13 protein-coding genes are annotated in these 15,567 nt (G+C 45.9%); 6 read left to right on the top strand and 7 right to left on the bottom strand.

The features are described from left to right. The first annotated feature begins 536 nt into the window (after positions 1-536). Together B147_RS27500 and B147_RS0105360 are read left to right on the top strand one after the other, a co-directional pair. Positions 537-2,648: a TonB-dependent receptor gene (locus B147_RS27500; protein ID WP_020586216.1), complete on the top strand. Its 2,112-nt coding sequence runs from the start codon at positions 537-539 to the stop codon at positions 2,646-2,648. A gap of 40 nt (positions 2,649-2,688) precedes the next feature. Further along, entirely contained in the window at positions 2,689-3,489 is an 801-nt protein-coding gene (locus B147_RS0105360) for a DUF4198 domain-containing protein (RefSeq protein WP_020586215.1), read from the top strand. 162 nt (positions 3,490-3,651) lie between these two features. Here the strand turns inward: B147_RS0105360 and B147_RS33415 are convergent, their stop codons facing one another. Continuing rightward, positions 3,652-3,885 carry a DUF2938 family protein gene (locus B147_RS33415; RefSeq protein ID WP_083927816.1) on the bottom strand — a complete coding sequence of 78 codons (234 nt, stop codon included), beginning with the start codon at positions 3,883-3,885 and terminating at the stop codon, positions 3,652-3,654. Then, complete coding sequence (locus B147_RS31655; RefSeq protein ID WP_020586214.1) at positions 3,878-4,024, bottom strand: hypothetical protein; 147 nt, start codon at positions 4,022-4,024, stop codon at positions 3,878-3,880. Before B147_RS31655 ends, B147_RS33415 begins: the two co-directional genes overlap by 8 nt. Positions 4,025-4,435: 411 nt before the next feature. On the opposite strand from B147_RS31655, the gene B147_RS30065 reads away from it, so the two are divergent. Continuing rightward, positions 4,436-5,488 (top strand): hypothetical protein, encoded by a 1,053-nt coding sequence (locus B147_RS30065; RefSeq protein ID WP_020586212.1) that lies wholly within the window; start codon positions 4,436-4,438, stop codon positions 5,486-5,488. 276 nt (positions 5,489-5,764) lie between these two features. On the opposite strand, the gene B147_RS0105340 is transcribed toward B147_RS30065, so the two are convergent. Then, positions 5,765-6,760 (bottom strand): NAD(P)H-quinone oxidoreductase, encoded by a 996-nt coding sequence (locus tag B147_RS0105340; protein WP_020586211.1) that lies wholly within the window; start codon positions 6,758-6,760, stop codon positions 5,765-5,767. Positions 6,761-7,127: 367 nt separating this feature from the next. Here B147_RS0105340 and B147_RS0105335 point away from each other — a divergent pair, with 367 nt between their 5' ends. Then, on the top strand, positions 7,128-7,508 hold the full coding sequence (locus B147_RS0105335) for a hypothetical protein (protein WP_020586210.1): 381 nt from the start codon (positions 7,128-7,130) through the stop codon (positions 7,506-7,508). 75 nt (positions 7,509-7,583) lie between these two features. Here the strand turns inward: B147_RS0105335 and B147_RS27490 are convergent, their stop codons facing one another. From B147_RS27490 to B147_RS0105315, 4 genes are all read right to left on the bottom strand, one after another. Beyond that, complete coding sequence (locus B147_RS27490; protein WP_020586209.1) at positions 7,584-8,108, bottom strand: suppressor of fused domain protein; 525 nt, start codon at positions 8,106-8,108, stop codon at positions 7,584-7,586. Positions 8,109-9,006: 898 nt separating this feature from the next. Further along, entirely contained in the window at positions 9,007-11,073 is a 2,067-nt protein-coding gene (locus tag B147_RS0105320) for a molybdopterin-containing oxidoreductase family protein (protein ID WP_020586207.1), read from the bottom strand. A 711-nt stretch (positions 11,074-11,784) separates the two neighbouring features. Then, on the bottom strand, positions 11,785-12,111 hold the full coding sequence (locus B147_RS30965; protein ID WP_083927815.1) for a DUF3795 domain-containing protein: 327 nt from the start codon (positions 12,109-12,111) through the stop codon (positions 11,785-11,787). A 47-nt stretch (positions 12,112-12,158) separates the two neighbouring features. Continuing rightward, positions 12,159-12,596 carry a VOC family protein gene (locus B147_RS0105315; protein ID WP_020586206.1) on the bottom strand — a complete coding sequence of 146 codons (438 nt, stop codon included), beginning with the start codon at positions 12,594-12,596 and terminating at the stop codon, positions 12,159-12,161. 440 nt (positions 12,597-13,036) lie between these two features. Here B147_RS0105315 and B147_RS0105300 point away from each other — a divergent pair, with 440 nt between their 5' ends. After that, complete coding sequence (locus tag B147_RS0105300; RefSeq protein ID WP_020586203.1) at positions 13,037-13,696, top strand: hypothetical protein; 660 nt, start codon at positions 13,037-13,039, stop codon at positions 13,694-13,696. Positions 13,697-14,066: 370 nt separating this feature from the next. Continuing rightward, a complete protein-coding gene (locus tag B147_RS0105295; protein WP_020586202.1) occupies positions 14,067-15,545 on the top strand; it encodes an S-methyl thiohydantoin desulfurase domain-containing protein in 1,479 nt (492 codons plus the stop codon). The last annotated feature ends 22 nt before the right edge of the window (positions 15,546-15,567 follow it).

Here is a 15,567-nt window from a genome sequence, read left to right as displayed (position 1 = left end):
CGACCACACTGGCTTATCACAGCGTTTTCTCCTCAAATGTAACGTTTCGATTGGTGGGTGAACTCACACACATCCACGTTACATTATCAAAAGACCTGCAGAGTGTCTATTATAATTTTGCGACAAAATAATTTTAGATGTCGCTCCGCCCCCCTGATATCATTGATAATAAATTTTGATGCGTCAGCGCTGGGTGGGCAGGCTGTTTGTAACCAAAGATTGTCTGTAAACAAGCCCACCTGAATTTATCATTCAGGTACAAAATGTTAGACTTAGAATGGCGGACAAGACTGCACTTTTGCCCACCCCACCCGTCTAACTTTCATACAATTTCTTATATTTTGATCTTGACATTAGCACAACGTCTATACTATTGCGATTCGAAATCGCCGTTCTGAAGAGCGGAACTGTAAAAAGCACAATTTGCTGAACTCATAAAAGGTCACGAAGACTGTCAGACACCAGAGGTGTCTTTACACGGTTTTTGCGGCCTTTTTTATTTTATTGACTGATATTTTTATTGTACGGGAGAACAAATGAAATACCTTTTGCCGGCGTGGTACACATTAGGAATGCTGCTGTTGCCCTTTGCAGCAACAGCAACATTTGCTGCGGATGTTCAAGAACAAGTAGAAACAACCCGGAAAACCCAAATCACAGATTCAGGCACAAATAGCAAATCCACTGTGAATGCAGACAACAAAAACGACAAAATGTACATGGAAATCGGAGAGATGACGGTCACCGGGAAATCCACAGATTTGTCCGCAGCGGATGCCCCGGCATCCGTGGATGTCATCGGGGCAAACCAAATTGAAATGGAAAACGTGGATTTCAGCATGGAGCTGCTCAAAAAGGTTCCGGGCTTTTACTACGGAGACTGGAATCAGGGTGTAGTATCCGGTACGGTGTCTCTTCGCGGATTCGACGCCAATCACGATGCACCCCTCACTTTGATTGTGGATGGTATTCCCCACAACTTCGGATACGGAAAAATGGATATTCAGCCCTTTTTCCCCCTGGAAATTGATCATATTGAAGCAGTTAAAGGAACAACAGATCCGCGTTACGGACTTCTAAACATTGCAGGCAACATCAATCTGCACACCAAGCGGGGAGGCAATTTTACCGAGGGCAAATTTTTAACCGGCAGTTTCAATACTTACGACGCCAGCATGATCACAGGCCACGACACCGATAAATTCAGCCAGACCTATTTTGTGGGCTATCGGACAACCGACGGCTACCGTGACCATTCGGATCTGAAAAAAGGAGCTGCATCAGGCAAATGGTTTTATACCACTGAAAATAAAAAGCTGTCCTTGGGTGCCATTGCCAGGGTGTTCACCATGGATGCCGATGCACCTGGCTACCTGACCAAGGAAGAGGCAGATTCGGATCCCACAAAAGCGGCTGACTTTGCTACTTCCGACGGCGGTGAGCAGGATAACCATCACATCAGCACCCATCTGGATTATGCGTTTTCCGATGATCTTATCTGGTCTTTTAAAATGTATCACCAGCGCATTGAGCGTACCCGGTGGTGCCGCTGGAGTGCCACAGGAACACAGCAGGAACGGTACAACGACAGTAAGCAGTACGGAGCAATATCCACCCTTTCATATGAACTTGCCGATACATTTATTCCGCGCTTGAAACTGGATTGGGGAGTGGATTACCAGAACCAGGACAATATCGATGCAAGATGGGCCACGGCAAACAGGGACCGTCAGGGAGGCGCCACGCGGTACTATGACATGGACTTTTATTACTTGGGAAGCTATGTCCAGGCAGACGGCGACATCACCGACTGGTTGCGCCTGACTGCTTCCCTGCGTGTGGATTCCTTTGACGGTAAAATGACCAACCAGCTGACCGGCCTGAACACTGACATGGTGGATATGGACTACATCTGGCAGCCCAAGGCAGGTGTTGTCATCACCCCTGTCAAAGGCTACAATTTTTACGGCAATTTCGGGCGTTCCTTTCAGTTGCCGTCCACGCCCACCTTGTACGGCCAGAACTCCAGCGGCTCAACCATTTCCAATGACATTGCATATTCCAAAAACGATGGCTGGGAACTTGGTTTCAAGTCTTCTCCCTTTAGCTGGCTGTCCGCCAGGATTGATTACTGGCAGATGAAGGCCACCGATGAGGTCAGGGCCAAAAACGACGGCTCCGGTGACTATGTCAACGCCGGGGAGACCATGCGGAAAGGTTGGGATTTTTCGGTCAGCGTCAAACTCCATGACTGGATTAACATCTGGGCATCCTATTCAATTATCCAGGCAGAATATACTGACCCCGGCCCCTCTCTTCAGGCAATCAAGGGAAATGACATTGAAAATATACCGGATTATACAGCCAAAGTGGGGGTCGATTTTGATCATCCGTCCGGTTTTTTCTCGAACTTCTGGATCGAGATGCAGGGAGATTACGAAGTTGATGCCGAAAACACAAGAGAAAAGGACGGGGCCTATGACATTGTGAACTGTTCTTTCGGATATAAGTGGAAAAAAATCACCATGGGACTGGACATCAATAATATATTTGATTCCGATTACTACAGTTTTATCTGGGACAATGACTCCGGTTACAATCCGGGTGACGGCAGAAGCGCCTACATCTGGATGTCCATAAAATTCTAAACTATATACAACGCACCTAAACTCAAAGGAGACAACACCAATGCTCACCAAATTGCGCACCACAGGTCTGACAGCTTCTCTGTTTCTAATTGTATGCCTATTTTTCATCTTTTCAGTGCCGGTGCCCATCAGCGCACATGAACTGTGGGTACAGCAAACAGGATATAAAAATGGCGTAATCAGTGCAAATATCGGATACGGCCATGAATTTCCAAATCCGGAATCCATCCCAGCCGACCGGCTTCACATTTTCAGCCCCCTGGCGCTGGTCACACAGACAGGAACCCTGAACATGGATCAAACCGGCGAAAACTACGCTTTTGAAAGAAAGATCGCCCTTAAAAAAGGCAGCTATATGGTGCTGGCCTTTTACAAACCCACGTTCTGGTCCAATGGGGACGGCGGATGGGAACAGACAGACCGCATCCAACGGCCAGGTGCAAGCTATGTGGAAGAAGCGGTCATGTACGGCAAAACCATTGTGAATGTGGACGGGGCAACCGATACAAGCTTGATATCCAAACCCACAGGCATGGATCTTGACATCGTCCCCCTGGCCAACCCTGCAACCATCAGACCCGGCAAGGTCTTCCCCATGCAGGTGCTGCTCAACGGGAAACCCGCCCATTTCGCCCAAGTGGAGGCCACCTTTGACCACTTTGCCGCCAAAGACTATATCGCTTTCTCAGGAACTACAGACGCTTACGGCCACATTGATTTTATCCCATTAAAAGCAGGCTACTGGATCGTAAGGGTCAAAGATACCTCTGAGTACCCGGACAAAAAAAAGGCTGATGAGCGGGTTCTTGCATCCAGTCTAACCTTTACCATTACAGACTGATGAATATTATGAGCCATGGACATTGCCCCGTGGCTCATATTTATGGCCCTGTAAAAAGCCCATCCATGGCTACTGGGAACCTCGGCCGCTTGCTAAACCGGTCTCCCAAAATTCAGGTTTACATGAATCGTATTGCTGGTGCCGTGTTTGGAGGGATAGCTTTTAAACTGGCAACCGCCAATGCGGATACCTAACCGTGACAACACCGATAAGTATTGCTGGAAATAAAGTCGGTTTGTGCGTCCATGCGGGTCCGTAAAAGAACAGCAACACCCCGGCAAAAGCGATTCCAATTACGTAATGAGCACACCAGCCGATAGGACGTTCTCCTGTAATATACGGTGTCTCCGTGATGTTTCTATGGACAAAACATCCTTTCGGGAATGACCTATCCAACGTCCAACCATTGCATAGTTAAGGGATGGGATTCTAAAAAAAATTTTAAAAATAACACCCTGATATCCATTATCATCGTAGCCCCAACTCCAATTAAAACAGCTTTAATGATCAATTTCTGTGCCTGTATTTCATTCATATATCAATTCTCCACATAAATTTTAGAGGCCGGCCGGGCCTACCACCTTCTGCATCACCTTGCCAGACAGGGATCATCATCGGTTATGCCTACCACGTCGACAATGACGCGAGTGTCCCACGAACCCTATTTTCTTTTGGGCGACCTTTTCCGATACAGTTTGATGCCACGGGAAAAAAAGGCCCTTCCCATGGGCAGAAACTGCCGCACTTTCCCCTGAAAAGCCCTGCCCCAAATCATCATTTCCTTTAAAACCAATCAGATACCCCAAGGGTACAGGATTTGCTTCCATACCCTTGGGGGACTGTTTTTTCTCAGGCCCCTGGCCGGCAGCCAGGATGGAGCCGGTGATCTTTTATCCCGGCCGCCACTCAAGAGGATGGAGCTGCCGGCATTGAAAAAGGGGGCTGAATGAAAATAAATGCCTTTTCTTTAGATTTATCCTCATCAAGAACCTATTCAGAAATCCAAACCACCCAAATCTCCCAGCAGACGTCTTTTATGGATCTCATGGACATCCGCATGGCAGATCGCCTGGCGTTTCCGGTCCAAGGCGCTACCGCCGGCAGCTGGCAAATCCAGGACAGGATTACGCAGAGTTCATGGGTAACGCCAGTGACTCTGGAGGACCAGCCGGCGGTTTCCCTGACCGATCAGTTCCGGGCGGAACTGGCCTCCATGCGCCGGATTATGGATTCAATCATTGAACAACTGTCCGGGCGGCTGTCGGTGTCCGGAGGCTGGCGTGTCACCCGGGTGGATCAAATTCATCTATTGCCTGTATCCGTCACCCGTCAGGTCAGCGTTTCCATAACGGAACAGGAGCAGACAATGGTGACGGCCCAGGGCCAGGTGCAGACCGGGGACAACCGGCATATCGATTTTTCCCTGGACGTGGCCATGGAACGGGAATTTTTCAGGGAGGATGTCCTTGAACAAAAATCTTTCGGATATGTCCTGGTGGACCCCTTGGTCATTCAGACCGATGCCGGGGCACCTCTGTTCAGTGGCGGGCAGTTCTCCTTTGACCTGGATTCCGACGGCACCAAAGAGGACCTGTCTCTTCCCGGTGAAGGATGGGCATTTCTCTGCCTGGACAAAAACCAGGACGGACAAATCAATGACGGCAGTGAATTGTTCGGCCCTGCCACAGATCAGGGTTTTGCCGAACTGGCCGCCTATGATCAGGACCAGAACCAATGGATTGATGAAAACGATGAGGTTTTTGACCAGCTCACCCTCTGGGAACAGGGGGATGAGGGCATGACCCTGACCCGGATAAAGGATGCCGGGATCGGAGCCATTTACCTGGCCGGAATTCCGTCTCAGTTTGATGTTACCACCCCGGACAATGAACTGATGGGCCGGGTGACCCGAACCTCCGTGGCCCTGACCGAGGCAGGAGAGCCCCTTACCGTCCAGGAAGTGGACCTGGTGGCATCATCCGGGGAGACCATGGCCTGAACTTGACAACCGGCAGGGGTCTGGCCAATGTCATGCAACTCGGAAAGACTCAGGCCGGGTTCATTTTATATGTGAATAAGATTTGAACTGACAATCAATACCAGAACTATTGAGCCCTCTGAAAATCAGTTGAAATTCAGAGGGCTCACATTGTGGAGATGGCTTGCCTCAAACATATGCAAAAATTAGCTTTCTATCCAGTCTCCCTTGAAAAAAGGATTTGCCCGGTTTGTTGCGGGCCCAGAATATCCCGTCACAATAATACGCTTTAAACGGTCATACCTCGAGAATAATCTTACCGACGTGCGCTGCGCTCTCCATAAGCCGATGAGCATCTGCAGCCTGCTCCAAGGGAAATGTTTTGTGGACAGCCGGTTTGATTTTTCCCGCCTCAATCACCGGCCATACCTTCTCCCTGAGCTGAGCCGCAATCTCAGATTTGGAGGAATCCGGACGACTGCGCAAGGTGGAGCCCGTGAAAAGGAGACGTTTCAGCATGATGGGCATCAAATTAATATCAACTTTTGAGCCCTTGTTAAATGCAATCTGAACGATGCGTCCATCCGGCGCCGACGCCTTGATATTGCGTGCAATGTAGTCTCCTCCGACAATATCGAGAATGACATTGGCACCCTTGACTTCATCTCTAACAACTTCAACAAAATCTTCCTTGTTGTAGTCAATAACCCGATCGGCGCCGAAACCTTTACAGGCTTCACATCGTTCTGCAGGGCTGTCGGTGGCATAAACCTTTGCGCCGAAAGCTTTTGCAAGCATGATGGCCGTTGAGCCGATACCGCCGGAACCGCCGTGGATAAGAATGATTTCCCCTTCTTTGAGTCCGGCCCCCATGAATATATTGCTCCAAACCGTGAAGAACGTTTCGGGAATTCCCGCGGCTTCCACCAAACTCAAGCCTTTTGGAATCGGCAGGCAATGGGGCGCATGAACGGCACAATATTCGGCATAACCACCGCCGTTGGTCAGGGCACAGACTTGGTCTCCCACAGACCAATCGCTGACATCGCTGCCGGCGGCAACAATGCTTCCTGTGATCTCCAGACCCAGAAGGTCCGATGCGCCCTTTGGCGGCGGATAAAGCCCTTTACGCTGAACTATATCGGGCCCGTTTACACCGGTGGCCGCTACCTTGATCAGCACCTCGTCCGGTTTCGGCTGGGGCAGAGGCCTGCTTCCCACAGAAAGGGCCTCGGGACCGCCCGGTTCGGTAACTTCAATCACTTTCATCTGTTCCGGTAATGTGGATGTCATCGCTGATTTCCTCCATCGTAAATGATTATGAACTTAGGTCCTCTAAATATCGTCAGGTTTTTTGCAAACGTTACTGGGATTAAAATTCTCCCGTTCACGTTATAAGTTAACTTAAGTATCAGGTCAAATCATAAAAAGGGGAACAAGAACCGGATGAATTAAAAAAAGGGGATTGTTATGAATATGTCATTAACAAAATACTATACCATTATGACATGTGCAGGTTCGAATCACATAATACAGCCATTATCAAATTTTTTTAAATTGTATCTTCTTTCACGCCAGTGTAAATTGGCATTATGTCAAGACGCTCGAAAATAGTAGTTCCCAACATCCTTCTTCACATTATTCAAAGGAGGAATGTATTGTGAAAAGATTCTTTTTCTTTTTTATTATAGTTGGAATGGTAATTTTGAATATTTTTCTGTTACTTTATGGATACTATCTGCTTTCCTTTGCATTACAGTGCAGTTCTGTGGGGGGATTGTTTTTTATCTATAAAGCAACATCAAATAGACATATTGAAAATTTGGTATTAGTGTACTTGAAAAAGCACAATGGGGCTACGAAAAACGAGCTTATTGCTCATATAAAGAAAAAAACCGGGGGAAAGGCCAACGTTAATTTATCACTGGTTGTCGATGAAATCATAGAACATCTCAAGATAAAAGACTTGGTTTTTATCGAAAAAGGTATTGGCTCAAACATTGGATTTTGCATTATACCTAAAGAAAACGGGCCAAACTGACGCCGTCATACTTGACGGCATGGCCACAAAACTTTAAGTCTGCTTTAAACAACCGCCTTATTACAATGATGAAGTTTATTTTGCATGTTGATAATGATCTGGTTCCGCTATTATAACGTGTGTGATAGTGGGAGGTTCATCATTATCGGGTAATATCTTAAATGGTATTCGATGACCATAATCAAGCATTGGAAAGTCTCCCATCCTCCCATGAGCGAGAAGGATACTATATGCAACCATAGTACGAACAACGTCAATAGCCCAGTTAGCGTCTTCTCTGGCTTCTAAAACTAACTCGGTTCCAAAACCAGAATACTCTTTTGGTTGTTCAGACTCCCAGGGATTTGACATTCCAGAGGAAATATATAACCAAGTTTCTCTATTTTCGTTTGGTTTTGATTTAAATACCCCGTAATGTAACCATCTGGGATCACAATTGTCTTGCTTAAATTTCTTCGTGAAAATTTCAATGTCAAGTGGATAAATCCCTGGGCCAAGGTCACCAAAAAGTTTTTTGTAAACTTTTTCCTCTCTTTCCTCCCAAGATTTTTCTAAAAAACTCATTATTATTCTGCGACAATTATCTTGTCCGGTCAGCATGGTTGACGCCTGTAAAGAATATTCAGGGTAAAATGCTTTGAAAAATTGATTTATCAGAGGTTAAACATTTTTAGCACAGTCTATCGTCTCTGGACACCTGGGTATTAGACCGTATCCATGATGCAAATAAGGAAAACCGAGGTCTCCAATAATGGTATCAAAGGAGGCCAGCCCTGATTTCCAGACAGGCAAGAATAACGAAAGTAGTGAACACCTTTATTGGAAACAGTTCTGGCCAGAAATTATAATCCGGGGTCGTCAATTCTTAACGGGTTGTTCAGGGGCGAGGAACAGGCCGTCCACTGCAACAGCGAGGTTATGTCATTATATATTTCAATAAAACATGATCCTTATTAATCAACGACTGTACGTCTTTTATAAATTGCTCTTTGTTTTTGATATTACATGGCACCCATAAATACTTTTTTTGATCAGATGAGGTGATATAATAGTATTTATATCCAAATACACTTTTAATGGTTAAATACTTCATATCAATCCATTTCATATGATAGCACTTAAAACTTTCCCATGGATTGTATGAAGATAGTCCATCATTATATAAAGTAATTTTGTAAAAATATGTGCAGACACCGATCAATAGAAAACAAAATATGAACGAGATAGCCATTAAGGCAAAGGTTGCTTCAACCATTTTGTGATCCAACTTTAAGTCATCTTTGATAAATATTACCAAGAAAAAAACAACTCCAGCTCCGATAGGTATATAGATGGAAGGCTTAATGCTTGATTCTAGTTTAGCCCTGTATTCTGCTATCATGTATTGATGGACCTTTTTCAGAGACATAACGCTAAGCTCACCGTCACAGAGGGTGGAGTGCAGCGCCGGGTTAGCATGACATTTGTTTTTTTAGCATGTTTAGAGCTTTTACGGCGATTAATCCCTTTTTATTACATCGCACATAAAGGCCCGGACTGAAGGGGTACTTGCAACTGAATCTCTTTCTGCATCATCAGTCAGGGAGTTTATATTGAAGCGCAGGTCATGCTCACCCCATCCCCAGGGAACACGGACGGTTCCGCACCGCACCGAGTCGCTGAGTCTGACCTTCATGAAAATCTCACCGTTAGGGGATATGATTCTTACTGAATCATTATCTTTGATCCCCCGCAGCTCCGCATCATCCGGATGCAGGTCAATAAAAGGCTCCGGCTCCTTTTCAATTATCCAGGGGATGTTTCGGTAGCGGGAATGAACAAACCAGCCTGATTTCTCACCGCTGATGCCGGCCAGAGGATATTTTTCCTTTGCATAGTCAAAGGTGATCCTTCCTGCCCGGGAAAGTTCAAAAAAGGGGATCGGTTCATACCCGTAATCAGATAAGGTTTCCGAATAAAACTCGACCTTGCCGGAAGGTGTATTGAAACCGTGCTGTCTGTATTTTTCAAATTCCGGTTTTTGCAGGGTAAGGCCATCCGGATGCTCACGCATCTGCCTGACTGTTATACCGGAAGGTTCAAGCTGGAAATCAATGGCTTCTTCCACAGTCTGAAAGGGAAACGCTTCGTCCAGCTTCAGCGCTCTGGCAAGATCAAAAATAATCTGCCAGCCGGGCCTGCTGTCTCCCAGAGGTTCAATCACTTTTTCCTGTAAAAGCATTCTATTTGCGTTCAGACCTGCCATATTCAGTTGCGTGGTTTCAAAAGTTGTGGTTGCCGGCAGAAAAATATCTGCCTGTCCGGCTGTCCGTGTCATAAACAGGTCAATCACCACAAGGAATTCCACCTGTTTCAGGGCTTCCGCAACCCGTAGTGAGTTTGCCGCTGTGACCAGGGGGTTGGATGCCTGAATAATAAGAGCCTTGATTGGATACGGTTTTTTATCCAGAATTGCATCGGGGATAACTGTGCTCACAGGAGATCCCCCGCCTTTGTTGAAACTGCTGAACAAAGGGTATCCGGCTGTGACCGGCTTCACTTTCGGATTCAGTGAATCTTTCAGACTCATGTCTCTGACCGGTACCTTCTGCGGAAAAACATCACCTCCCTTAATATCGAGGTTTCCGCACAATGCCCGTAACATGCAGACAGCCCGCACATTCCGGGTGACATCGGCATTCATGTCAAGCCCGTTGCCGTCTGCTATACAGGCCGGTTTCGATCCGGCATACAGGCGGGCGGCCTGCCGTATCTCCTCAGGGGTCAGCCATATGGAAGAGGCCACATGCTCAGGTGCATAATTCCGTACCTCCTCTGTGAGCCGGTCAAAACCGGTCGTCCATTCAGCAACAAAATGTGAGTCATATAAATTTTCGGCAATAATGACCTGCATCATGGACATGGCCAGAATGCCGTCACAGCCCGGTTTTATCTGCAGCCACAGGTCTGAGGAGTCGGCAATGTCTGTTTTTACCGGATCAATGACAATCAGTTTCGCACCATGCCTTATTCCTTCCATCAGCAGGTTATAGTCAGGCGGACTGGAGGTTTTATCATTTTTTCCCCACACTATTATACATTCGGCATTGAGGGTGTCCGGCCTGGTTCCGGTTCCGTATGTGATAAAAGCGGGCAGAGCTCTTGTTGCATGGCACAATGAGCCGTTTCCGATGACATTCGGAGACCCGAATGCATGCATAAATCTCTGAGTATACTGCCAGACCGGCCCCCAGTCCTCACCGGTTCCCTTCAGCCAGGCCACAGATTCCGGACCGTATTTGTTTTTATAGAATAAAAGTCTATCTGCCATGTCTGAAAGCACCGTATTCCAAGATACTTTCTTAAAATTCTGATTTCTGTCTGCATTGTTTCTGACGAGCGGTGATGTAATCCGGTCAGGAGCATAGACAATATGGGGAGCCGCGGCATTTTTCGGACAGAAGCGGCGCACGGTAACTCCGGGAACAGGTTTTCTTTTTACCGAAATCAGCCTCCCGTCTTTTACAACCGCATCGACAGGACATGTGTTCAGGCAGAAACGGCACATTGTTGAAACAGTTTTCATACATCCTCTTGAAAAAATAAAATTGTGATTACAATTTGGATGATAACATGGAAATTGTTAAAAACTGACGTATAGATTGTCAACAGTCTCTTTAAAAGCTTTTTAAATTCAAGTGTTTATTTCTGAATCATATAAATACGCGGAGTCTGGAGTCATGCTAACAAGTTATTCTCCGGTTGTCCGGTTATCTTGAGTAATCTGATATTTATCCGCATATCATGAAGAATCAACGGATAACCGGATCGGTTGTTACCTTAGTATTTACCAGAACTGCATATCAGTATGGATAGATCGTGTAAAGAAGATTCAGGGTAACTGCTTTGAAAAATTGATTTATCAGTGGATTAAACACCCGTGTATCAGCTTAGCGTCTCTGAATACTCAGGTATTAGATCGTATCCATAATGCAAACAAGAAAAACCAAGGTCAACAATTGTATCTTTCCGGATTTTCGATGAAAGACGGCCAGACAGGACTATCAGATCAAATCAACGCCAGAGAGAATGTTCGAAATTCTGAGGAAGTACAGATTGTGGGGTTGGTTCTTGCTCGAAAAATATGAAAAAGAATATTATATCAGCTCCCCAGTGATGGGGAATTCTATCCCGATTAACTTAATTTTATTGGAATATGTTTTTTTCCATAGTTAACGCAGAGTTTACCGACGGGTGCTGAACTACATCCAGATACCAGTTCAAGTAAAATAATTGGTTATCTCAGTTTTTCCAAATTTTTTCTTGCATCTGGCGTATTTTTTAATTCAAATTCTAACTCACTACACGGGAAACTCGGGCATTCAATACAGGAATTATAATGTTTTTCAATACAGCATCGCCGCATTTTACACTTGTTTGAACAGAAATAAGAATGCCTTTTATCAACTTTGCAACCATCACAAATGACATATTCCGGTTTTACTTCAGCGCAGTAAATTTTCTCTAATCTTTTAGCAATTTTAGCAAATTCTTCAGGATTCCCTGATTGAGTTGCTATGTAGCTTCGACATTTTGAACAGTCTATTCCGCAATATGCGATCATTGAATTTTATCCTTTGTGGAGATACCACATTATGATGTGTCATTCTGTTATACGCCACCCTTTAATTTCATTTCACCATTCTCTGCAAACTCAAACATTGGTCCCCAAGCCACCTCCCAGTAATAACCATCGAGATCAGAGAAATATCCGCTAAAACCTCCCCAAAAAGTATCTTGCGGTTCTTTTATAATCCTGCCACCCGCAGATTCCGCATGTTGTAAAATCTCGACAACTTCGTTTTTACTACGAGCATTATGAGCAATTGTAACTCCATTAAATCCGCTGCGTGTTATAGGGACATCGGGAGAAATGTCTTCTGCGAGTTTCTCAAAAGGATAGAGAGCAAGCCAAGTTCCAGGCAGTTCAATGAAAGTAATACCATCCGATATATTTGGAGGTGTACCAAGTACGGCTTTATAAAATTCTGTAGCGTTACCTAAATCGGCTACACCAAGCGTCAAAATTGTGATTCTTGAAATTTTCATAATTCTCGTCCTTTTAGCATATACCAAATGATTCTGTCGTTTTTTCTGTTAAAGCATGAGTTTGTAATGTTTTCCCGTTAAATAAAAAAGAAAACAGGACCATTTTTCAATAGCAACCAAGCGACCGAATGTAAATCGAAAGCTTGAACCATTGAGAAAAACGAGACCGAGCAATCATGATTTTTCATAAAAGTCTCCCAGAGAAAAGCGTTCAATAACAGAAGTAGGGTTGGTCGTCCTTTTCATACCGACGCTGCCAAATACCAGACTGATAATTTTCATAGGGCTCTGACACCATGATTGACCTTGCCGTCGATATCCGCGGGCTGTTTATTTAGGTACTTTTCGTAGTGCTTGATCTTCAACATATTTTCTTTTACAACACGCCTATATTTATCGATATACATCATATTCATGATATTAGAAGAAAAGGAGTGTCCATGGCAGAAAAGATCTGGGTTCTGGGTAGCGGCACTTTTGGTGTTAGAGCGGTTAGATACTTAAGCGGCATCCATGGTGCCGGCAGCATCACCCTAGTGGACCCCAGCTCCCAGGCATTGGATCAGGCAACAGCTATAGGGATCAATAAAGTTTGCGAAGAGGGGGTGGCCTTTTTACACAAAAATCTTTCAGAGAGTGAGAGACCGGACTGGATAGTCCCGGCCCTGCCGGTCCACTTGGCCTGGGAGTGGGTTTTATTGGAGTTGGGACAAAACCGTCTGGTACGCTCTCCTTTGCCGGAAATCTTGGTTTCTTCTCTTCCCAACCCTATTACCGGTGATTCAGGAGATATCTATGTCAGCCATGCGGATTTTATCTGTCCTCCCAATTGCAGCGAGCCGGATCAGTTCTGCACCAGAACCGGGGAACCAAGAAAAAAGGATATGTTTCGACTTCTTGCTCAAATGGGACAGAAAGATATGCCTTTTTTTGTAATCCAGAGTCTACAACTGGGACCGGGGGTTGGCGGATATCGACCCAAGACCCTTTTTGATCTTCTGGACAGGATTATGGGTTGCCAAGGACTTAACGCTGTGGTCACGGCCTGCCGTTGCCACGGTGTGGTTACCGGTGGAAAACGGATCGGAGATCCTATTTAAAAAAAAGCGGCCAATATAGTGATATTGGCAGACTTTGTCCATTCCTTCTTTTAATGAGACTGATGAAGCTGAAATCCAATATCATTGGAGATAATCATTCATGGTCCGGAAATGCAAGAATAAACTTTTTTACGTACAAAAGTTGGGCCTGGTTATAACTTCGGACTTGAATGGCCGCGCCTCTTGTGCCATAGTTATTCATCCCAGTTAAGGCAATACAGATTTATTACTCTATCGCATATGGCTATAGGGCGTATGTGGTTTTGGGTAGTTAAGCACCCTGGCTCTTGCAGGAAATTAGCAATTTACATCTTTTTAGAATTATTTTGAGTTCACAGTATATTTATCTTTGCCTACAGGAGGAAAAATCATGTCTGAATCCGAAATTGCCACCTATTCCCAAAACGACCTGTATGATTTTATAGAGGGTGCTACCTTACTTGCTACGGGTGGCGGCGGTCCAAAGGACGTGGCCCGGGATTTTCTTAAAAACAGCAAAGTGGCATCGGTAAATACCTTATCCTGCCTGAATGTCCCTGATGAAATGTCCATCGCCTATACCGCAGAAATTTTCGCCCCTTCTGCCATTGAAACTAAAAAAGACTATACAGCTGCCCTGAAATCCTATGAAGATCTTGTTTCCAGGATGCCGGGACAGCTCGCAGGCGTGCTGCCGGCTGAAGTCGGAGCTATCAACGGTATTGTGCCGGCGATCATTGCCGGCCTGACAGGTTCGTACCTCATTGCGGACACCCAGACCGACCGGTCTATCTCGCAAATGGATATGGGACTGTTTCAGAATATGGTGCCCTATTCCTATCTGAACATGCTGGATGACGACGGGAATGTCATATGCCAAAAAAGCTATCCTGCCGGTGACATGGATGCCATGGTGGTGGAAAAGGACGTGGCCGCTGCCATGGACGCCCATCCGGAACTCAAAGGGGTGGGTGGTTTTGCCACCTATCCCATGACGGGCAAGGATTTAAAAGGATATTACAGCCAAAGTCTTCTTCTGCCGGATACCTTTGACTATGCAAGGCGGATCGGTGCTTGTATGAAAGAAGCCGATTTCGAATCCCGGATCTTCTCCATTGTAAAAGAGTGGCTTGGCAGCAGATATACACCTTACCGGATGTTCAAGGGATATCTGGTCAATGCAAAGCAGATTGCCGAAAATCAGGATTACGGCGTGGCTGATTTTATCTCCTCCGATCCTTTAAGCAATATGGGGGCAAGGGTTTACTATTCCAACGAAAACATGATTGCTTACTATACCCTTTGGGTTCTGGTCCAAACCGTGCCCACACCCATTGAAATAGCCCCCATGGCCATCGGGCCGGACGCCATCTGCTACCTGCTCACATCCGCCAGGTACGGCCAGGGGTATTCATTCACCAACGAGGCATTTACACAAGATTACGGAGATCCTGATTTTTTCAGAACCAATGAAATTGAATTTTTGGGGATCCCCGAGCCCACCCTGCGCAGACCCGATGTGATCGCCGCCTTCAAACGCGAAATAACCGCAACAATGGGGGCTTTTGGAAAGACTTACCAGGGCACCTATATTCCCATAGAACAGTTGCAGCAGGGACGCATTGCGATTGACATCCCCAAAACAACCGGCAGCACAAGAGACAAATCATCTTGCCTGACCCTGTCAGGGCCGCACCCGGAAGCCGTCATCCGCTATACCGCAGACGGCAGAGAGCCGGATGAAAATTCGCCGGTGTATGAGCGCCCTCTTCCCATGGAGGACCTTGGTGGACGGATTTTAAAGGCCAAACCCTTCCACAGCAACGGGCTGCCGGGAACAACGGCATCTATCGCGCTTCCTAAAGAATAACCGGCTTTGACTTGGACAATAC

The sequence above is a fragment of the Desulfobacter curvatus DSM 3379 genome (assembly GCF_000373985.1).
Lineage (GTDB): Bacteria > Desulfobacterota > Desulfobacteria > Desulfobacterales > Desulfobacteraceae > Desulfobacter > Desulfobacter curvatus.
This window is presented reverse-complemented; position numbering and strand designations above follow the sequence as displayed.